The organism is Dolichospermum sp. UHCC 0352, assembly GCF_009711925.1.
GTDB lineage: Bacteria > Cyanobacteriota > Cyanobacteriia > Cyanobacteriales > Nostocaceae > Dolichospermum > Dolichospermum lemmermannii.
The window spans coordinates 35,438-56,707 of sequence record NZ_VIKY01000317.1 but is presented as its reverse complement, the minus strand read 5'-3'; the positions used below and the strand labels follow the sequence as shown (position 1 = coordinate 56,707).

Annotated in this window: 20 protein-coding genes and 1 pseudogene; 11 read left to right on the top strand and 10 right to left on the bottom strand. The window is 36.4% G+C overall.

Translation table 11 applies throughout. The features are described 5' to 3' along the window. Positions 1 to 42 precede the first annotated feature (42 nt). The 4 genes from FJR06_RS23075 to FJR06_RS23060 all read right to left on the bottom strand — a co-directional run bounded on the left by FJR06_RS23075 (position 43) and on the right by FJR06_RS23060 (position 2,320). Entirely contained in the window at positions 43 to 543 is a 501-nt protein-coding gene (locus FJR06_RS23075) for a hypothetical protein (RefSeq protein WP_254434469.1), read from the bottom strand. Continuing rightward, on the bottom strand, positions 504 to 845 hold the full coding sequence (locus FJR06_RS23070) for a hypothetical protein (RefSeq protein WP_217357543.1): 342 nt from the start codon (positions 843 to 845) through the stop codon (positions 504 to 506). Before FJR06_RS23070 ends, FJR06_RS23075 begins: the two co-directional genes overlap by 40 nt. Before the next feature lie 257 nt (positions 846 to 1,102). Then, positions 1,103 to 1,561 carry a hypothetical protein gene (locus FJR06_RS23065; RefSeq protein ID WP_168634370.1) on the bottom strand — a complete coding sequence of 153 codons (459 nt, stop codon included), beginning with the start codon at positions 1,559 to 1,561 and terminating at the stop codon, positions 1,103 to 1,105. 66 nt (positions 1,562 to 1,627) lie between these two features. Next, positions 1,628 to 2,320 carry a hypothetical protein gene (locus FJR06_RS23060; RefSeq protein WP_148760846.1) on the bottom strand — a complete coding sequence of 231 codons (693 nt, stop codon included), beginning with the start codon at positions 2,318 to 2,320 and terminating at the stop codon, positions 1,628 to 1,630. A gap of 245 nt (positions 2,321 to 2,565) precedes the next feature. Here FJR06_RS23060 and acs point away from each other — a divergent pair. The 7 genes and pseudogenes from acs to FJR06_RS23025 all read left to right on the top strand — a co-directional run bounded on the left by acs (position 2,566) and on the right by FJR06_RS23025 (position 10,329). Next, positions 2,566 to 4,544 (top strand): annotated as a pseudogene (gene acs, locus FJR06_RS23055) (acetate--CoA ligase). Between the two features lie 55 nt (positions 4,545 to 4,599). Then, positions 4,600 to 5,160: a DUF4365 domain-containing protein gene (locus tag FJR06_RS23050; protein WP_371724282.1), complete on the top strand. Its 561-nt coding sequence runs from the start codon at positions 4,600 to 4,602 to the stop codon at positions 5,158 to 5,160. A gap of 4 nt (positions 5,161 to 5,164) precedes the next feature. After that, positions 5,165 to 5,653, top strand: a complete 489-nt coding sequence (locus FJR06_RS23045) for a DUF4365 domain-containing protein (protein WP_168652338.1) — start codon at positions 5,165 to 5,167, stop codon at positions 5,651 to 5,653. A 5-nt stretch (positions 5,654 to 5,658) separates the two neighbouring features. Next, positions 5,659 to 5,844 carry a hypothetical protein gene (locus FJR06_RS23040; protein ID WP_371724283.1) on the top strand — a complete coding sequence of 62 codons (186 nt, stop codon included), beginning with the start codon at positions 5,659 to 5,661 and terminating at the stop codon, positions 5,842 to 5,844. Between the two features lie 150 nt (positions 5,845 to 5,994). Beyond that, positions 5,995 to 6,366 carry a restriction endonuclease gene (locus tag FJR06_RS23035; RefSeq protein ID WP_168652337.1) on the top strand — a complete coding sequence of 124 codons (372 nt, stop codon included), beginning with the start codon at positions 5,995 to 5,997 and terminating at the stop codon, positions 6,364 to 6,366. Between the two features lie 431 nt (positions 6,367 to 6,797). Then, entirely contained in the window at positions 6,798 to 8,444 is a 1,647-nt protein-coding gene (locus FJR06_RS23030; RefSeq protein ID WP_168652336.1) for a hypothetical protein, read from the top strand. A gap of 1,093 nt (positions 8,445 to 9,537) precedes the next feature. Further along, the gene (locus tag FJR06_RS23025) at positions 9,538 to 10,329 is read left to right on the top strand and encodes an SDR family oxidoreductase (protein ID WP_168652335.1); all 792 of its coding nucleotides are present in this window, start codon (positions 9,538 to 9,540) and stop codon (positions 10,327 to 10,329) included. 505 nt (positions 10,330 to 10,834) lie between these two features. On the opposite strand, the gene FJR06_RS23020 is transcribed toward FJR06_RS23025, so the two are convergent. After that, a complete protein-coding gene (locus FJR06_RS23020; protein WP_160289986.1) occupies positions 10,835 to 11,011 on the bottom strand; it encodes a hypothetical protein in 177 nt (58 codons plus the stop codon). 154 nt (positions 11,012 to 11,165) lie between these two features. Then, entirely contained in the window at positions 11,166 to 14,609 is a 3,444-nt protein-coding gene (locus tag FJR06_RS24605) for a GUN4 domain-containing protein (RefSeq protein WP_371724281.1), read from the bottom strand. A 371-nt stretch (positions 14,610 to 14,980) separates the two neighbouring features. Here FJR06_RS24605 and FJR06_RS22990 point away from each other — a divergent pair, with 371 nt between their 5' ends. Together FJR06_RS22990 and FJR06_RS22985 are read left to right on the top strand one after the other, a co-directional pair. After that, complete coding sequence (locus FJR06_RS22990) at positions 14,981 to 15,226, top strand: hypothetical protein (RefSeq protein WP_168652334.1); 246 nt, start codon at positions 14,981 to 14,983, stop codon at positions 15,224 to 15,226. Between the two features lie 13 nt (positions 15,227 to 15,239). Next, positions 15,240 to 15,653: a type II toxin-antitoxin system VapC family toxin gene (locus tag FJR06_RS22985; protein WP_039202276.1), complete on the top strand. Its 414-nt coding sequence runs from the start codon at positions 15,240 to 15,242 to the stop codon at positions 15,651 to 15,653. Between the two features lie 395 nt (positions 15,654 to 16,048). Here FJR06_RS22985 and FJR06_RS22980 read toward each other — a convergent pair whose 3' ends face one another. Both FJR06_RS22980 and crcB read right to left on the bottom strand, forming a co-directional pair. After that, positions 16,049 to 17,458 carry a Rieske 2Fe-2S domain-containing protein gene (locus FJR06_RS22980; RefSeq protein WP_168652333.1) on the bottom strand — a complete coding sequence of 470 codons (1,410 nt, stop codon included), beginning with the start codon at positions 17,456 to 17,458 and terminating at the stop codon, positions 16,049 to 16,051. A 29-nt stretch (positions 17,459 to 17,487) separates the two neighbouring features. Further along, a complete protein-coding gene (gene crcB, locus FJR06_RS22975) occupies positions 17,488 to 17,886 on the bottom strand; it encodes a fluoride efflux transporter CrcB (RefSeq protein ID WP_168652332.1) in 399 nt (132 codons plus the stop codon). 170 nt (positions 17,887 to 18,056) lie between these two features. Between crcB and FJR06_RS22970 the strand changes: the two genes are divergently transcribed. Both FJR06_RS22970 and FJR06_RS22965 read left to right on the top strand, forming a co-directional pair. Then, a complete protein-coding gene (locus tag FJR06_RS22970) occupies positions 18,057 to 18,920 on the top strand; it encodes a M48 family metalloprotease (RefSeq protein ID WP_015083661.1) in 864 nt (287 codons plus the stop codon). 119 nt (positions 18,921 to 19,039) lie between these two features. After that, positions 19,040 to 19,414: a hypothetical protein gene (locus FJR06_RS22965; protein ID WP_148760970.1), complete on the top strand. Its 375-nt coding sequence runs from the start codon at positions 19,040 to 19,042 to the stop codon at positions 19,412 to 19,414. A 407-nt stretch (positions 19,415 to 19,821) separates the two neighbouring features. Here the strand turns inward: FJR06_RS22965 and FJR06_RS22960 are convergent, their stop codons facing one another. Beyond that, positions 19,822 to 20,283, bottom strand: coding sequence for a M48 family metallopeptidase (locus tag FJR06_RS22960; RefSeq protein WP_015083659.1), 462 nt, complete (start codon positions 20,281 to 20,283; stop codon positions 19,822 to 19,824). A 4-nt stretch (positions 20,284 to 20,287) separates the two neighbouring features. Then, positions 20,288 to 21,229 (bottom strand): homogentisate phytyltransferase, encoded by a 942-nt coding sequence (locus FJR06_RS22955; RefSeq protein ID WP_168652331.1) that lies wholly within the window; start codon positions 21,227 to 21,229, stop codon positions 20,288 to 20,290. Between the last annotated feature and the right edge of the window lie 41 nt (positions 21,230 to 21,270).

The following is a 21,270-nucleotide window of genomic DNA, read 5'->3' as shown; positions in this document are numbered from 1 at the left end:
GAAGTCAAGTAAGCGATCGCTTTTTTAACTATTCTTCTAGTTTCAAATTGGTCTTTTCATAATACAGGTAACTTCACCATAACCAGGATTACCAGTTAAACCTTGTAAATTATTATGCTCTATATCTTCGTCTTGACCTAGCTTACTTGTCCATTTACCATCAGGTAATTGTCTAGCAACGTGGGTTGGTGTTTTATTGGAATTAACGTATATTGCTATTTTTTGAAATCCTGGTTCTAAAGTATCATCTTCACAGACTTCATAACCAAGAGTTTGAAATGCTTGCTCAAAAGCGTTAATGGTCTCCTCTCTAGGAACATCTGGAGGCCAGTATTCTTCATTTTGAGCATCTGTCCACCACCAATTTTGATCGTCTTCTGCTGCCCAAGCAACACAATTGTAATCTGTTGTATCTGGGCTTGTAAGCTTGTATCCGTGGATGACTAGGTTAGGAAAATCTCGTTCAATAAATGTTTTTACATAGTTAACCCAGGCGTTATTACTTACCAATTGTAGCCCCTTTGCTTTCCCCATTCGAGCCATGCTTTAGTCATTTTTTCTGTATTTCCTCTGTACTCTGGAGGTACAGGATCTTCTCTGGAAATAGATTTTAATGCCCAAAACCAGCGTCCAGATTTCTTTTCAAGCTCTCTTAGCAGTAGAGGTATGACGACTTCACCCATGCCTATAATTTGTTGATAGGCAGGGTGCATACACATTTGGTTAGTTGATGATATACCACGATTTTCTTCCCGCCATTGATTGGCAAGTGTGATGAAAGTTGCTTCTATTTCTGCCTGTCTGGAGGCGGTTTGTAGTTTTTCCATATTGCTGCTACTGTACATGATTTAATTTTAGGATATATGGGGTTACTATAGATTACTAAACCTATCGCTTTATGGTGATTCCGATTTTCTATTTACTCGTACTGCATAAACAATAGCAGCTTTGACATCTTTTGTGCCAAGATGTATAGTATAAAATTTTCACACCGATAACTGTTAGCTTGTACAGTTTTTAGCTAAAACATTATATACCACAAACAAGATCCCCGACTTCTTAGAGAAGTCGGGGATCTGAAACTCTCTGAAACTCTCGAAAACTATACTTCAACAATTCTAGGTTCTGAATTTTTGTGACAACACTTGTTGACAAAATAACTAGCTAAATCCAATAATTCCAAATTATCAATATCAAGATCAATATCACTTACTAACACATCTTTCACAGCCGATATTTTGTCATTTTCTCTAGAGATTCTCAAACATTCTTCTAAATCTACTGCTAAATCAAACAATGATGTATCTCCCACATAATTTCTGATTTTGATAGCCACATCATCATCACTAACTAAAAAGTCTTTAATAGAATCAAATAAAGGATTAGATATTTCATCATCTCCCCAGGTTTCTAGCCAATCACCTTCCACATCTTCGACATAAATATGAACAAAATTTAGTCCATAATTTAACCAATCTTGCTGCATATTCCGGGCTGCTGCTAACGCTTCTGTCAGGTTTTCGAGTTGAGCGCTATTATTAGTCTGTTGTTGGTTAACCATAAATGGTGTTTTCAGCGGATTAATGATGTTAGCTAGGACACAGATTTCGATTTCAATATTCGGGAATCAGGAAAAATTCATATACTTCCCTTCCGCAAGATGATCACTGTTATACAGTGCAACATTGACTAACTGATGAATAAAATCATTGTCTTGGGGATTGTAACTGAGAAATAATCCTCTTTCTATTTCCCACAATTGCAGTGAATTTTGCCACTTTTGATACTTGGTGTTATGAAATTCTTCACTGACACTGGTAACTTGAATACAGAGTGGTTTATTTTGGTGATTGCTAACTATCAGGTCTGTTGCCATAGAAAGGTCAGCTATATAACGCCGCCAAAAATCCCCTTCTCGATGAACAACATCCTGAGCTATATATTTAATGATATCACTATCAGCCTGATTAAATTCCCCCGCCATCATTTTTTTCTTCCAAATATAAAATTTGGTATCTGTGGCGTTTATCCATTTAGGAAATAGACAACTGTACCAATATCTTTCATTGGCGGTCATTTGCTCAAACTGGAGTTTTTGGTCTTCCTCTGAAGGTAAAGATTTAATTGCTAACCAAACCTTAGAGTCCGTAATTACTTCTAATAAAAAAGCGACAACGATGGGTTTGGATATCAGTGAACCAAGCTTGATATGTTTAATCCAACGGTTGATATCTCTTAATTTTATCGTGAGACTTGGATCTATTTCAGCGGCTTGCTCGATTAGTAAATTTAGTTTATCCTTAATTTCTCTGGCTTGCAAACTATACCCTATTGTAAAACACTAACACAGCATCTAAAGAGTGATATCCTACTAAATCGGTAAATAAGGTTGTTAAAAACATGATCATTATTTTATCTTAGGGTGTACTGAATAATTCAGCATTAACTAATTGTCGGACTAGAGTAGGACTAGTTGAGCAGATCAGTAAATAATCTTTACACTCAGCACAACTTCGTTAAAAATAGTTTTCAGTCACAATATCATTATCATTTGCATCCATCATTATGTCTCAACCAACCATAGAATCCATTTTACAGGAAAAGCGGCTATTTCCGCCTAGCAGTGAATTTTCAGAAAATGCCCAGATCAAAAGTTTAGCAGATTATCAGCGACTTTACGACAAAGCCAAAGCAGATCCTCAACAATTTTGGGCAGAATTGGCGGAAACTGAGTTACACTGGTTTCAAAAATGGGACACTGTCCTAGATTGGCAACCACCTTTTGCTAAGTGGTTTGTCAACGGTAAGATTAATATTTCTTACAATTGTCTTGACAGACATCTCACTACTTGGCGGAAAAATAAAGCTGCATTGATTTGGGAAGGAGAACCGGGAGATTCACGGACGCTGACTTATGCCCAATTGCATCGGGAAGTGTGCCAGTTTGCAAATGTATTAAAGCAGCTAGGAGCAAAAAAAGGCGATCGCATTGGGATTTATATGCCAATGATTCCCGAAGCTGCCATTGCTATGTTAGCCTGTGCGAGAATTGGCGCACCTCACAGCGTTGTTTTCGGTGGTTTTAGTGCTGAAGCTTTGCGCGATCGCTTGAATGATGCCGAAGCTAAGTTAGTGATCACAGCCGATGGTGGTTGGCGCAAAGATGCAATTGTTCCCCTCAAAGAGCAGGTAGACAAAGCTTTAGAGAATAATGCAGTTCCCAGTATTACAGATGTGCTAGTTGTCAAACGCACAAATCAAACAACACAGATGGCAGCAGGACGTGACCATTGGTGGCACGATTTACAAAAAGGCGTTTCTGCTGATTGTCCCGCTGAACCAATGGACAGCGAAGATATGCTGTTTGTTCTCTACACTTCCGGTAGTACAGGCAAACCGAAAGGAGTAGTCCATACCACAGGCGGTTATAACTTATACAGCCATATCACTACCAAATGGATTTTTGATCTTCAAGATACTGATGTATATTGGTGTACTGCCGATGTCGGTTGGATTACGGGACATAGCTATATAGTTTATGGTCCCCTGTCCAACGGGGCAACGACTCTCATGTATGAAGGTGCGCCCCGTGCTTCTAATCCTGGATGTTTCTGGGATGTAATTGAGAAATACGGTGTTAATATTTTTTATACTGCACCAACGGCAATTCGCGCCTTTATCAAAATGGGTGAACATCATCCTAAAAAACGTAATCTTTCTTCTCTGCGATTACTGGGAAGTGTAGGTGAACCCATTAACCCCGAAGCTTGGATGTGGTATCACAAAATCATTGGTGGTGAACGCTGTCCAATTGTGGATACTTGGTGGCAAACGGAGACAGGTGGGATTATGATTACACCTCTACCTGGGGCAATTGCCACTAAACCAGGTTCAGCCACTCTCCCATTCCCCGGTATTATTGCGGATGTGGTGGATTTAGACGGGAATTCTGTCCCTGATAACGAAGGTGGTTATTTAGCAATTCGTCATCCTTGGCCGGGAATGATGCGGACTGTGTACGGTGATCCTGATCGTTTCCGGCGGACTTACTGGGAACATATTCCGCCCACAAATGGTAATTATACGTATTTTGCCGGTGATGGGGCGAGAAAGGATGAGGACGGCTATTTCTGGGTCATGGGGCGCGTGGATGATGTCCTGAATGTCTCTGGACACCGCTTGGGGACGATGGAAGTAGAATCTGCCCTAGTGTCTCATCCGGCGGTGGCTGAGGCTGCGGTGGTGGGTAAACCGGATGATTTGAAGGGTGAGGAAGTTGTGGCTTTTGTAACTTTGGAAGGGACTTATCAAGCCAGTGAGGAGTTGAGTAAGGAACTGAAAAAGCACGTTGTCAATGAGATTGGAGCGATCGCTCGTCCTGGTGAAATCAGGTTTACTGATGCTTTACCGAAAACCCGTTCTGGGAAGATTATGCGGCGTTTGTTGCGGAATTTGGCATCAGGACAGGAAATATCGGGGGATACTTCGACTTTGGAAGATCGCAGTGTCGCAGTGTTTTGGATAAGTTGCGGGAAGGTGCTTAGTTTAAGGTAGTTTCGCGCAAAGACGCTAAGGAGCAAAGGCGCAAAGTAATCTGGGGTGGGCAATTTTGCCTACCCTATATTGTGTGAAGAAAACTATAACTTGAACTATGATAGGGGTATATATAAGAAAATGAGGGATGCACTAGGACGAAGAGGTGAATCGCTATTTGACCTTTTAATAACAGAATTTCACTCTGATGCTGGTCCAATTTTTAAGCCACAGTTTTTAGGAGAGAAATGGCAGTATGTTGATTTTATTGTTGAGTTAGTAGGTGCTGGTTCTTATATTCCTTATTTTTTTGTACAAGTTAAAACTACTAGGCAAGGTTATAGTAAAAAAGATAAACGTCTGAAGGTGAAAGTAGAAAAGGAATCTATAATTGGTATAGCATCTTATCTAGCACCAACTTATATAGTTGGGATTGATGACATTCAAGAAGTTGGTTATTTAGTTTCTGCTAATGGAGAAAATTCAAAATCTCTCTCAAGTCTATCTACTAACTTTCCTATTAATAAACAGAATAGAGAAATTCTTTGGCACGAAGTAAATAATTTTTGGAGTCAATACAGCCGGAAAAATTTAGTTTCGCAATTTTCTGATCAACAGTGGAGATAAAACAATGCAAACAGAACAACCTTGGTACATTGGTTTACGTTCAGAAGCTTTGGCAGTTGTGTACTTAACTCGTCGTGATGATTTAATTGTTTCTCAACAAAAACAAGGACAAGGAGGTTTAGATTTTTCAGTTACAATCACTAAAGATGGTAATTACACTGGGAGAATTTTTGGGGTAGAAGTGAAAGCAACAGTTTCTAGTTCTGAAGTAATTCAGCATGATGATATTTTTCAGCTAAAAAATAACAAATATAAGAATTTGAAATTTTTCAGAGATTTACCATTTCCAGTGTGCTTGTTTTTCTTTACGCTAGATAATGATAAAGGATATTATAAATGGATTTTAGAACCTATTATTAATGAGGGAAATAACGTGGTATTGAAATTTAATCAAAATGAAGAATTAAAAACCCTGAATGATGAGGAAATAGACAATATTATTGCAATGGTTAATAGCTGGTATGACCATAAAAGCAATTTAGTACCAGTATAAGATTCATGGTTGTTGAAAAAATGATCGCTCGTCCTGGTGAAATCAGGTTTACTGATGCTTTGCCTAAAACCCGTTCTGGTAAGATTATGCGCCGTTTGTTGCGGAATTTGGCATCAGGACAGGAAATATCGGGGGATACTTCGACTTTGGAAGATCGCAGTGTGTTGGATAAGTTGCGGGAAGGGAATTAATTTAGATTAGTTTCGCGCAATCTCTCTTAGAGATCCCGAAGGGTAGACGCTAAGGAGCAAAGACACAAAAAACACTTTGCGTCTTTGCTTCTTGTATTTTCAGTATTTTTGTACTATAATATAACCTGTGTAAAGGTAAGTATCTTAACAATGAATACAATGCTAAATATTAAGCCAAAATTAAAAGTAGTAGTTCCTAAACAATGGAATAATGATAGGATAGGTAAGTTTTGGGAAAAGATTACAGCAAGTTTATTCAGTGAATTTCATTGGGAAGTAATCACCAATATTGAATTTGAAGGTATGCAAACTGATATATATATTAAGGAATTAATGAGCGGAAAAAGAGGATTGGTAGAGTGTAAATTTCAAGAAGACAACATTTCTCCTCGTATAATACATCAACTAATGGGACAAGCAGAAGATGAAGAAGTGGAATATGCTTATTTAATATCAACTTCAGAACTTACCCCCAAAGCAAAAGCTGTTATGGAAAAACATAAAAAAAAGACCCAAAAATAAAAAAATATCATTTAGAGTTTTTTGGTCCTGAGAGACTAGCAGAATTATTTATTAAAATTAACAGTTTTCATTTACCTGATTTTGCAAAATTAAATATAAATACATACAAAATTGATAAACTGACGTTATTATTAACTCACGAAAGAGATTTTTTTTGGATTGCAGATGAAATTGGCATAAATGGTAATGTTGATAGAGCTATTATTTTCTCAACGACAAATAATAATTTATCTATAGATGAATGGAAACAATATTTTTCACAGCACGATCTTTATTGGGGTAATCTTGATATTGCTGTTGTTGATGACAGAAAAAATATATTACAAGATAAAACATTTATAGACAATACTGACATAACAATTTCAGCAATTAATGAAGCAGATAGTTTTGATGACTACCATCGTCCTTGTCGTCCAGATGATTTCTTTGGAATGAATAACACTCAGGATAAGTTTTGGGATTTCATCAAAAAAGTCAGAGATAAAAAAACAAAACTTAGAGTTGTTTGTTTTTCTGGAATAACAGGTATTGGCAAATCATCTTTAGTGCTGAAATTAGCGTCAGACTGTTTATCTATCCAAGAATATCAAAATAGTTTCTACATATATCATGTTGATGTTACCAGTGTTGATCCTTCCCAGTCAACGCTTTTTATTCCCAAAGTTCTTACCAAAGCATTACAGACGGCTATTAATGATAAATTTATTGACCTACCAAATCATAAAATATCTACTATCCTTGAACCTCCCTTCTTTTGTACTGAATCAATTCAATTAGCTCTTGATAAGCTCAAAAATAATAATAGAGTCTTAATTATATTTTTTGATCAATTTGAAGAAATTATAATTAAAGAAAATTTATCATCTCTATTTAATGTTTTTAAGAGATTGGCCTATGATATTGATAGCTTAAAAGAAAATATAATTTTAGGATTTTGCTGGAGAACGGATATTAATATTTCAATGGAAGATCCTCGATATCACGACTGGCAAGAATTAGTAAAAATTAGAAAAGATATTGAATTCGATAATTTCTCATATCAAGATTCCCTGAAACTACTTGATAGGTTTTCAGAATATCTAAACCAAAATGGTAAACGCTTAGATCCAAAAATAGAAAAATGGTTATCTGAAAATTGTCAGAATTTACCTTGGTTGCTCAAGAAATTATGTGGTGATATTTATAATCAAAAGATTGATCAAAGGCAAATATCTTCAGGAAATAAAAAATTAATTACTAAATTTGATATCCAAAAAATATTTGATTCTGACATTCAAAGATACATAAATAGTAGTCCAGGGCATTCTAATTGCTTAGAATATATTGCTAAACAATCCCCAGTTCCTAAAATTGAAGTATGTCAGAAATTTAATTCCGATGTAATTAATAGTCTTATAAAAGCAAAACTAATAATTGAAACTGGAAAAAATTATAAAATATATTGGGATATTTTTCGGGACTTTATCATAGATGGAACTTTGCCTAAAATTACTATAACTTATAGACCTAGAACAAAAATTTCAACCTTACTGAAAATTTTTAGGCTAATTAACCCTACTACAACTTCATCAGAACTGGTGGAAATAACTAAATATAAGAAAAGTACAATTAACAATGCTATTCAGGATTTACAAAATTTCTTTCAAGTAGAAAAAGATATAAAAAGCAAGAAAATAATTGCTCCAAATAATTTAATTAATTTACAGGATTATGAACTCGCTGAACATTTAGCTGACCAAATAGAGGATCACATTGTTATTCGAGAAATTTATGAAAATCTTATGCCAGATCAATATATATGGGAGGATGATTTCAAAAAATTATTGCGAAAGATATATTCTGAGCAAGGTAGTATCAAGCCAGAATCAATAGAAGACTATACTAGCAAAATGCTTTCATGGTTTTGGTTTACAGGGCTATTAGAAAAAAGACAAACTTGGTTAATAGCAAGACCTCTTAGACTTAGACACGGGAAACAGAAAGGGAAACCTTCTGAATGCGACCGTGATAAATCGAAAATATCTAAATCTTATGTGACTCCAGGACACCCAAGCTTATTAGATTTATTAGATTCATAATTCCTATTAGATTAACATCTATTACTCCATAAAATCCACTCCACCCTTCAGACAGATGAACAGGCATAGATTCCGCATCTAGAATATCAAAGCCCGATTGATACCACTCAATTTCTAGGATAATTGATTTTGATACAGGATGATTGGATCAAAGAAATTAGGGATATTTTAGATATGGGTAAAAATAATGATGTGAATAATACAAAATATTACTATATATGCGCGGACAAATTCCCACTCATAACACAAGTACAATGTAAGTTTTGCATCTTGTCAAGTCTTAAAATGTAAAATAGCTCAAAACAAATACAGAGATTCAGATCCCCGACTTCTTTGATTAATCTTTTCATTCACACAATTAATTATGTTTAGAAGTCGGGGATCTTTGACCACAAACTAAAATCCTGTAAATCCTAAAATCCTGGATATCCTGATTCAGACAGTTGACCCTCAAAAACATACCCCACACCTCAAAGAGATGAACAGATATAGACTCAACATCTAGAATATCAAAGCCAGGAATATAGGATTTACTTTTTTCTTGTTTTTATAAATTAGTGCAGATTTATCGAAAATTATTACCAATACACTACAAATTCAACAGATTAATTGTCTTGAATAAGTTAAAAAATGTGTTCCTTGTCACAAAAATCAACCAATTGTGAGGGGATCATGATATGAATTGCTCACTATTCATAAAAACTTATATAAATTAAGATCGCGATATATATACATCACGAAAACGACTGTTCAGAAATCCTGATTAAAAAAGATTGCCAGAACTTGATTTAGTTGCTAATGTGTGTAGGTACGACAGCACTGGTGAATGCTCGGAGCAAATAGAGAGGTAAAATCAATGAGCTTTATCCATCCTGCCAACAGTCTTTTATGTTGATTAAACAATCCTGACAACGAGGAATTTCTGCTGTCGAGAAGCAATAAAGGGGTATTGCAGATGAGCAGAAAAAGTATCTTCGTTCCTGTCGCTGAATTGAAATTTGATTTTTGTTTACCGTTCATCAATCGTCTTCCCTGTTGATTGCCAAGAAGGCAAAAGGAAGATGAAAAATGAAGAATTTAGAGGTGAAAACCGATGAAGATTCAAGGAAAAGTTGCACTCATTACCGGGGCTTCCCGTGGCATTGGTAAAGCGATCGCATTAGAATTAGCCAAACAAGGCATGAAAAGGTTAATATTAGTAGCACGCGATCGCCAAAAGTTAGCCGAAGTAGCCGCCCAAATCGAAGCCCTGGGCGTAGAAACTACAATCATGGCCTTAGACTTAACTCACTCAATCAACGTCAACATAGCCATAGCCCAACTTTGGCGAAGTTATGGACCCATTCATCTCCTCGTAAATTGTGCCGGAGTCGCACATCAAAACTCATTTCTGCAATCAAAACTTCCCCAACTGCAAGAAGAACTCTCCGTCAATTTGATGGGAATGTACACCCTCACCAACTTGATAGCCAAACGCATGGTTAGTCAAAAAAGGGGGATCATTGTCAATGTCTCCAGTTTAATGGGGAAAGTTGCCGCCCCGACAATGGCCACATATTCCGCCACTAAGTTTGCCATTGTCGGATTTACCCAGGCACTACGTCAAGAACTTGCCCAACACAATGTCCGTGTTATCGCCTTACTCCCTTCTCTGACGGAAACAGACATGGTGCGTGACTTGCAATCATTTCGAGGAGTGATCCCCATGACACCCGAACAAGTCGCCCAAGCCCTCGTTATCGGCATAGAAAACGATACCGCAGAAATCCTAGTCGGCTGGCAATCTCACTTAGCCGTATTATGCCAACGTCTCGCCCCTTGGTTACTAGAAATCATCCTGCAACTAGCAACACCGAAAAAACCATTACCTGATGCTGCGGGATAACATTCAATCTAGTTAAGTTTTGTTTCGCGCAAAGACGCAAAGGAGCAAAGGCGCAAAGTGTTTTTTGTGTCTTTGCGTCAAGTAAAGTTAAAAAATGGTAGGTTGGGTTAAGCGAAAGCGCAACCCAACTGAAAATTTGATAATGATAAGGAAGAAATGACACTATCGCTAACCCTGTAATGATAGTGCAGAATCATAATTGATCTTACTGTAGCGATCGCTTGATCATCAAAATAGTTGCTACGAGATAATTATATTATTGTCTGGATCAGGATATCCAGGATTTTAGGATTAACAGGATTTTGATTTTATTTGTGGTGTACTAATATTTTAATTTGTCAGAATCAGGATGTCCAGGATTTTAGGATTTACAGGATTTAATAAAGTTATCAACCTCAATTATTTTGTGATGTAAAAAGCGAAGCTTACCAAAGATATAAACTCAATTTCCTATCGTGATAATTTATTTTGCATCAATAATTAACCCGATAGGAATTTGTCTTAGTTATTTATCACCACCTCTAGCTAAATGTTCATTTAACAAAACATGGCTTGCTAGTCTAGCCATAGATGGACTCGTTTTTCTACAACCAGATGCTGACTGAGATAAAACTGATCCAGCTAATTGTTTAGCCATATAGTAAAGTTCAAGAGAATTAGGGTCATGGTGAAAATTCTTCATGTTCTTTATTTTTTGTAAATTATGATAACGATCATAGCAAATTAGTTTTTAAAAACGAGGATTTTCCAAAATATCAAGATTTTATTTAGATTTGTATAAACGGGATATCAGTTTAAATTGGGGTTTGCTGGTAATGAGGCTTATATTTTAAAGTTTACAAGTCTCGACGAGAGAGAAGAGACCACAGCACAGAAACGTCAGAGAAAGTCACCCACTCACCAGGGAGACGGCCTGTTTTAATATCCCTGTAGTACAACAAACTTCCTCCTTTTGTCCATCCTACCTGATCACCAAAGGTTTGCCAGATTTTCTCATCATAATTTCTAGTTCCACCTAAATCTTGATAATCTTCACGAAAAACTTGCAAGATTTTCTCACATAAACCTTGATAAATCCTTTTCTGCACAGAAAAACCAAACTTACCATTACTGTATCCCACCCACAATTGGTCAATGGTGCGGAGGTCTGTACAGGGAAAATTATCAATGTGTTCAACATCTAAGCAACCTTCCTTTTCCCGTTTTGCAACTGCTAACATTACCCGTCTGGTTTCTTCATCTGCTTCTTTCCATTTCCCAGCTTTGAGTAAATCACGCAGTTTACTATAATCCATCAATTGTATCTCTTGGTTTACAGGTTGTGGTGTGGGTATAATTTGTGGTTGTCTTTCCTGTGCTACAAAAAGTTTATAAGTCTCAACGCGAGAGAAGAGAACAATAAAATATAACCAGTGACCACTACCGACCATCCATAATTCACGCCGTGGGAGGTGGCCTGCTGGTGCTTTATTGTCAAAAGTAATATCACTGTAGTACAACCAACTTCCTCCTTTTCTCCATCCTACCTTGTCCCCAAACTTCTCCCAGATTTCTCTGCTATATCCTCTCGTTCCACCTAAACCTTGATAAATGAGATTTTGCACAGAAAAACCAAATTTACCATCGCTGTATTTTACCCACAACTGGTCAATGGTGCAGAGGTCTACCCAGGGAAAATTATCAATGTGTTTAACATCTAACCAACCTTCTTGTTCCCGATTCGCAACCATTAACATTACCCGTGCTGTTTCCTCATCTGCTTCCTTCAATTTTCCAGCTTTGAGTAAGTCACGCAGTTTTCTATAATCCATTCCACGGGATGATTTTAATTGTATCTCTTGGTTTACGGGTTGTGGTGTGGGTATAATTTGTGGTTGTCTTTCCTGTACTGAAACAAGTTTACAAGTCTCGACACGAGAGAAGAAACAACCCACCAACAACAACCACAACCTCCCCCATCCTTGCGCCTCCCTCCCCCAACAATTTGGGAGGTTTCCTTCTGGTGATGCCTTATCAAAAGTAATATCGCGATAGGATAACCATCTTTGTCCTTTTCTCCATCCTACCGTGTCTCCAAATTTCTGCCAGATTGCACTTTTATATTCTCTTGTTCCACCTAAACCTTGATAAATGCGTGTCTGAACTGAAAAACCAAATTTACCACTGCTGTATTGTACCCACAGATGGTCAATGGTACGAAGGTCTTCACAAGGAAAATCATCAATACTTTTAGTATCTAAATAACCTTCTTGTTCTCGTTTCCCAACTGCTAACATTACCCGTCTTGTTTCTTTATCCGCTTCTTCCCAGTTTCCAGCTTTGAGTAAATTATCCAGTTTCCTATAGTCTATTCCACAGGATAATTTTAATTGTACCTCTTGGTTTACAGGTTGTGCTGTGGGTATAATTTGCGGCTGTTTTTCCTGTACTAGAAAAAGGTTACAAGTCTCGACGCGAGAGAAGAGAATCACCACATCCTCAACCCAACACCACCCAAAACCCCACCAACACACCAAAAAATCCGGGAGGTGGCCTTCTGGTGCTTTTAAATCATAAATAATATCATTGTAGTCAAACATCCCTACGTTTCCATATCCTACCTTTTGTCCAAAGGCTTGCCATATTTTCTCATCGTACCTTCTCTTTCCACCCAAACCTTGATAAATCCTTTTCTGCACGGAAAAACCAAATTTACCGTTGCTGTATTCAACCCACAACTTGTCAATGGTACGAAGGTCTTCACAGGGAAAATTATCAATATGTTGAACATCTAACCGACCTTCATCTTCCCGTTTCGCAACTGCTAAAATTACCCTTGCTGTTTCCTTGTTTGCTTCTTTCCATTTTCCTTTTGCAAGTAAGTAACGCAGTTTTCTGTAGTCCATTCCTACGGCTGATATTAACTCAATATCATCTAATTCTATTAATTTATTATTTTGAATATTAGACTTTTGATTAGGATAACAATTTTCAATAAGAGAGAATATATCCCATCCTACATTTATATACTCAAAACTGCTCATGACTTTAAATATCAAAACCCAGATACAAGCTGGAAATTGACCTTTTGGTGCTTTTATATCAAAAATAATTTCTCTGTAATACAACCAATCATCTGTTATCCTCCATCCTACAATTTCACCAAATACTTCCCACATTTTTTGATCATAATATTTCGAGCCTCCTAAAGCTTGATAAATCTGTTTTTGTACAGAAAACCCAAATTTACCATTACTGTATTTTACCCATAATTGGTCAATGGTGCGAATTTCATCACAAGGAAAATTATCAATATCTTCTATTCTTAACCAACCTTCCTCTTCCCGTTCTCCCACACACAACATTAACTGCAATGTTTCCTCATCAGCTTCTTTCCATCTTCCAGCTTTGAGTAAGTCACGCAGTTTACTATAATCCATCCCTATGGCTGATTTTAATTCTACGTCATTACCATTATTACCACTACTTAGATTAGGAAATAAAGCTACCCATTTCTCTATACTTTGCGGACGGTTTTTAGGTTCTAATTCTAAACCTTTAATAATCGCTTTATTTAACTTATCACTAATTTTTGAATTTATTGTTTTTGGTTCTATTAAATCATTATTTAACATCTTCCTGGCTAAACAAGGTGTGGGAGTATCTCCAGTCAATAAATAAAACAAAGAAGCAGCTAAAGTATAAACATCAATACTTGGTGCTTTCTCTACTTCTACGATTTGCTCCCAAGGTGCAAAAGCCCGATTACCAGTTTGATTAATACTTTGACTATTCACATTTCCGGCTAAACCAAAATCTATTAAAATTACAGTATTGCTATTTTCTCTTAATATCATATTCCCAGGATGTGCGTCCCGGTGAATAATGCCATTTTGATGACAGATAGATAAAGCGTCAGCAATTTGTTTAATATAATCAATAGCAATTTTTTCCGATAAAATGCCCTTGTCTTGGATTAAATGATATAAATTTTCACCCTTAACAAAATCCATGACTAAACATGGTAAATTATCTTCTTCAAAAAAGTCTATAATTCTGACAATATTAGGATGATGATTTTGAGAAATTTTGGCTAATGTTCTTCCTTCCTTGCGAAAACCTTCCACATATTTAGGATAATTAACATCTCTACACAACCAACTATTAGGAGTTTTAATAACAACGGGAAAATTCAAATCTTGATGTCTAGCTTTATAAGTAATTCCAAAACCTCCTTCTCCAATGACTTTTTCTATAATGTATTGGGGACGTTGTTTTAATGGTTTTCCTGGTTGTAACATGATGAAATAGTATTTTGTGTGAATCAGGATTAACAGGATTTAAGGATTAACAGGATTTAGATCCTCAACTTCTAGGATAATTGATTTTGATACAGGATGATTGGATCAAAGAAATTAGGGATATTTTAGATATGGGTAAAAATAATGATGTTAACAATACAAAATATTACTATATATGCGCGGACAGATTTCCACTCATAATATAAATATAGCGAATATTTTGCGTCTTGTCAAGTCTAAAAATGGAAAATGGGTAAAAAACCGACTTCCCCAACAGTTTCTTTTTTCTGGCTTGGCCTTTTGTTTATACTTTTTGCTAAACTTTTGCTAAAATCATATTAGACATCCATTAAAATACCATCACCTTATTTATGCAAACCAAAGAAATAATTATACAAGAACTACAGCAAATACCAGAAATTGAACTAACCCAAATACTTAATTTCGTTCGTGCTATCAAAGAAAAAAACAACTTGAAACCAACTGAATATAAACCTATTTGGGAAGTAGCTGATGATATTATTAAAGACATTCCTGAAGAAGTTTTAGAAACACTTCCTACTGATGGAGCAGAAAAACATGATTACTATCTTTATCAACAAAAATCCATACAATAATAGACAATAAATAATGAAAAGAGTTTTTGCAGATACATTTTATTGGATAGCATTGATTAATAAAAGTGATTCATGGTATCAGCGTGTAAAAAGCTATAGCGTTAATCTTGAAAATATTGAAATTATTACAACAGAGGAAGTTTTAACAGAAACCATAAATTTTTTTGCTTCCTTTCCCACACCAATGAGAGCAGCAGTTTCTCAGCTAGTAGTTCAAATTATTCAAGATCATAATATTCAAGTAATACCTCAAACCCATGAATCATTTATAGCTGGTTTAGAGTTATTTCAACAAAGATTTGATAAAGGATATAGTTTAACAGACTGTATTTCTATGATAACAATGAAAAATCTCAATATCATAGATATTTTAACCCATGATAAACATTTTACACAAGAGGGATTTCTCATCTTGTTTAAAGATTAAAAGTCAAATTATGTATGGGTTTATGAAAAGCGATATTGCTGACATATCCTACCATCTAACCACCCTAAAAAACCCACTCCACACCTCAGACAGATGAAAAGGCATAGACTCGGCATCTAGAATATCAAAGCCCGATTGATACCAAAAGTATGAATTCAAACTTTCATATTTGGACGCTGACACCTACAGATGTCTACAAGACTCTAAAAACTACTCCTTAAGGTATCAGCGAGGCAGAAGCTAATTTAAGATTAAAACAATCTGGTTATCACGAACTTCCCGAACCCCAAACACCGGAATTAGGTTGGGCAATTTGGGCAGTAATTTGGGTTAATATTTTTTTATTTAGCACTTCCCCCAATCAATATTATTAAGTGAAATTTGAAACCGCCAATTTATCTTTTTTTCTCCGGTAAATTACGAGGGGGGATAATTCTTCCCTCATAAAACTCCCTTTCCAACTGACTTAATTTCCACCATGCTGCACCCAATAAAAGAGGAATAAATGTTTCTACCAGCACTAATAAAATTGATTTTGTTTCTACCAAAAAAGCCAACAAAGGACTACTAGCTAAAGCAACGATAGTAAGAACACCACACCAGAATTTTAACTGTTGAACTCTTTTTAAAGCCTGACGACAACTGGCACATTTTTCTGTGTGAGAATGATATCTTTCTAGCAATCCTTCCTTATTCAATAAAAGTGGTGGTAAAGATTCCCCTGGAAATGTTTCCCCATGAAATTGATTTACCCATTTACGTAACTCAGCCACAAAAGTATCTGCTTTTGTCGCTAGATAAAAAGCCTTATTAAAATTAGCACTACCACCTTTATCCGCTAAATAACGTTCTTGATAATGGAGAAAAATTTGATCATCTTCTAAAACGCCATTTTGTCCAATATGGACATACCAACGAGGACGAATTTTAATAAAAAATCCTGGAATTTGAGACTTGAACTTAAAAGGAAACCGGGCAATAATTCGACATTCACCTTTGCGAATGGGGACAGCATAAACAACAGTTAAAATTCTGCCTTTTTCCGCATTAATATCATGCCACATCAAACCAGGAGCAATAAATGTTGTGGAAAGTTTTCCCGATTGTCCCGCTTTTAATCCTTGTTTCCAAATCCCTTCAAAACCATGTTTTCCTGATTCAACTATTTCTAATTCTAAAGGTGCAGCATTGGCACGATTTCCCACTGTAAGATGATGCGTAAAGGCAATATGACTAGGATCAAGGATATTTTCTAATAATGTTAAAGCATCATAAGGAACATCTCGAAAAGTGTTCATGATTACCCATCCTTCTGGTGCTGATTCGATGGGTTCAACTACAGGAACTTTCGTATTTACAGCTTTTTCTGGATTACCAGCATAGACAAATAATAATCCTTGTTTCTCTGTTGTTGGTAAGGATGAAACACAAGCTCTTGGAGAAGTTTCTGCTTTTCCACCAGCAACCTGTTGGGGAATTTTTTGACAAGTTCCATCTCCAGCAAATGACCAACCATGATAAGGACATTCTAATAGTCCATCTTCATTAATTCTGCCTTCAGAAAGAGGTGCAAGACGGTGAGGACATTGATCTATAAATACTTGCCAAGATGAGTTTTTTTGATCCCACCAAATCACAATATCTTTACCCAAAAGAGTGAAAGGTGTGGGTTTGGATTTGTCTAAATCTTGAAGGTAGTGAACTGGATACCATGCTTCTGCTAATTCAAAAGCATCTGGGTTACTCCCTCCAGGTAATATTTCTGTGATAGAATTATCGTTGATCAGAGATTGTGTTTGCACCATTTTCTGTATTGATTAATTTCCCATAACTTCTAATTGAACATTCTAGCAAGAACCATCCCTAATTGAACACTGATAATTCCTAAAATTGTACTACCTGAAAAATAACCAGCAGCAGCTAACCAATTACCACGTTGTAACAAGCCAACTGTATCTAACCCAAAAGTAGAAAAAGTAGTATATGCACCTAAAAATCCTGTAGCGGCAATCAACTTAACTTCTGGGGAAATCATCGCTGTTTTTTCCATAGCTAAAGTTGCGAAAAACCCCATTGCTAAACAACCACTAATATTAATAAAAAAAGTTCCATAGGGAAAACCAAAACCAAAGCGGTTTGTCAACCACAAAGTTAAATAATAGCGACTTAAAGCCCCAGCTATTGCCCCTAAACTAATGGCAATGGGAACACGAATTTCTGTCTGTTGTAACATTATTAGTCTTTTTTTGAATCAGCCTCAAACGGAAAACCGTACTTTGGTGACAGGTTTTCATCACTGTACCTCAAAATTGAACTCGATACAATCAAGAGGTGGCTAAAAGGATGCTGTTGTCCAGACAAAGTTATAAAAATTAATACAGCACAAGTAGGAGAGTTATCAAGATGGGAAATCAACTGAAAACGGCTATTTTACTAGGGACTCTAAGTGGCTTATTGATAGCAATTAGTTACTGGGTAATTGGTGGTACGGGGGGCTTGATTATAGGAATTGGGTTAGCAGCAGCGACTAATTTATTCTCCTGGTATCAATCAGATAAGATTGCTTTAGCCGTATATAACGCCCAGCCTGTCACCGCAGCGGAAGCACCAGCACTGTATCGTATTGTCCAAAAATTATCTAGCCGTGCCAATATTCCCATGCCGGGAGTGTACATTGTTCCTAGTCCCACTGCCAACGCTTTTGCTACAGGACGAGATCCTGAACACGCGGCTGTGGCTGTCACCGCCGGGATTTTAGACATCCTCCCAGAGGATGAATTAGAAGGCGTAATTGCCCACGAACTTACCCACATTATTAATCGTGATACCTTAACTCAAGCGGTGGCGGCTACTGTGGCTGGGGCTGTTTCTTTCCTAGCACAAATGCTCAGTTATAGTCTGTGGTTTGGTGGCGGTTCACGGGATAATGAAAGAGGTGGCAATCCTTTAGGTGTATTAGCTACAGTTATTTTTGCCCCTATGGCTGCAACAATTATTCAGTTGGCTATTTCCCGCACTAGAGAATTCTCCGCTGACGCTGGTGCGGCAAAATTAACAGGTAATCCTCGCGCCTTAGCTAGGGCTTTACAAAGGTTAGAATCTACAGCTAGACAAATGCCTTTGAATGCTAACCCAGCTTTTGAACCATTATTAATTATTCATCCCATTTCTGGGCAGTTTTTGGGAAATCTTTTCTCTAGTCACCCAGCAACTGAAGCAAGAGTAGAAGCTTTACTACAATTAGAACGGCAACTGATTAGTCGTTAATAATCTATCTTTGGTCATAAGTATATTCATAAATCCCCAATTAACTGATGACCAAATTATGATGATTACAGGTGCAATATTCATCCACAAGTAAACTTTACCAACAGGATCTGGCAACTATGACTACTAACAATATTGAATCTATAGAAATCGTAGAAATTAGTCTTCATACCAGCGAAAATGGGGAAATAGATGAAGTTAAACAGGAAACTACAGCATTATTAGAGGCGATTAAGAACCGCGCCCAAGCTGAAGCTGAATCGGCTGGAACTATTACCCGTGAAACCTATTTAAATGCTGTGCGTCAGGTACGAGAAGCTATTGAAAAAGACAAACTGATCGAAAGAGACCGCTTAGAATATTCTTGGGCTAAAATTCAAGAAGAATTGGAGCATAATTGGAACTTACTGCATAAGGATGTCACAGATTTGAGCGACAGATTCCAAAATGCTGCTAAGGCTGCTTGGGAAGCTTTCAATGCCCCTCGTGATTAGGATTGATAATAACAATAAGTAGGGATATAGCATAACTCATTGGTGTCAACTTAGGTTACAGATGGCTTATTTGCTTGGCTTCCACACCCGTCAGGGAATAAATTCCCTGTCTCATAGCTCAAGTCCGTTAAAACGGACTAATGAATTTTCCTAGTATTTAGTCATCTTTTAGATGACTTTCGCTATTAGCAAGGAACTTGAGTTTCTTGCGGGATGAAGATTTTGCGTTAAGTTGACACCAATGAGCATAAATGTATCCCTCATCAAAAATCGGATGGATAAGGATAGTCAAAATGTGATTATAATTATCTGCTTCTGATAAACCTGAAATCTCTCAAGTGATAAAAGAAGCAAATGGACTATTAATTTAACATCAATAATCCCAAAAATCATCAAAATCCTAAAAATCACAGTTTAGACATTTTATCTAACAAAACACTAACCTTTTTAGCCCTTTCTGGTTGACGCTGTTTTTGCAATAATTCCTTTGCTTGAACTAAATTACTTTTCGCTTCTACTTCCTGTTGTTCCTGCATGAGAATATTCGCTAAACGTAAATAAGCATCAGGATTTTTGGGACTACTATCAATTACTCCACAAAATAACGCTTTTGCTTCGGCAATTTGTCCCTTCTGATTTAAAATATCTCCTAACAGCAAACGTACCATATCATTGGTAGAGTTGATAGCAATGACTTTTCTCAAAGCTATTTCAGCATTTTCAAAATCTTTAGCTTGATAAAAATTGATGCCTTTTTGAAATAAATTAGAAGTAATCAATGTTTTGATACTTAAATAACCAAGAATGGCAAGACCAAAAATGACTACGGAAATGGCGATAATATTGGAAGTAGGAAATGTTGCTAACATGAGTTTAAGCTAATAAACAGGAAACAGGAAAAATTAGATATTCAATGAAAAACAATTTCCAGATAAATTGATAGAAATTAGTAATGGCTTGTTTGTCTTGTAAATCAACTCCAGCACCTTGCCACCACATCACAATTAAAGCTACTGTATGAGTGATTAAGATGAAGATAGTGTTAACTTCCGCAAGATTCAATAAAGCTACTAAAATCATACCTCCATAACAGATTGTTAATACCCAAAGTGCGAGACTAAATACTTTTTGTTGTCCGAGTTGGAGGGTGAAAGTTGTGATATTATAAACTCTATCTCCTTCCATATCAGGAATATCTTTGAAAATAGCGATCGCAAATGTAAATACCAAGATAAACACCGTTAAAGCCCAAACTGCACCCGGAATCCCTTGGCTTCTTTGCAATACCCAACTAAAATGCAAAAATAAACCTAAATTAACAATCGTTCCCCGCACCGAAAAAATACACAAAGCAGCCCAAAATGGAAACTGTTTTAACCGAATTGGTGGTAAAGAATAAGCCGTACCAATTGCTAAACTTATCGTTACCATACCCATTAAAAATGGTCCCGTTAGCCATGCTAAAGCCAAAGCCACAATACCAGTAATAATAACAATTAATTGTCCTTGTCCTCTGGTAAATTCTCCCGACGCTAAAGGTAAATCTGGTTTATTGATTTTATCAATGTCAATATCTTCCAATTGATTCAAACCAACAATATAAATATTGCCACAGATACAAGCAATCCATGTTGCTAAAATTTGACTAATATGCAAACCAGAAAACTTTGTCGAAGTGACACCCAGGGTAATTAAATATAAACCCAAAACACTCAAAGTTGTTCCCATAATTGTATGGGGACGGGAAAACTTCCAAAAAGAATAAAACCAACTTCCTGGAAAAATAGCAGAACTTTGTTTATAAAATTGATTCATTTTTTGCTCTTTTTTGTTCGTAAGCACCTAAAGGAATTGAA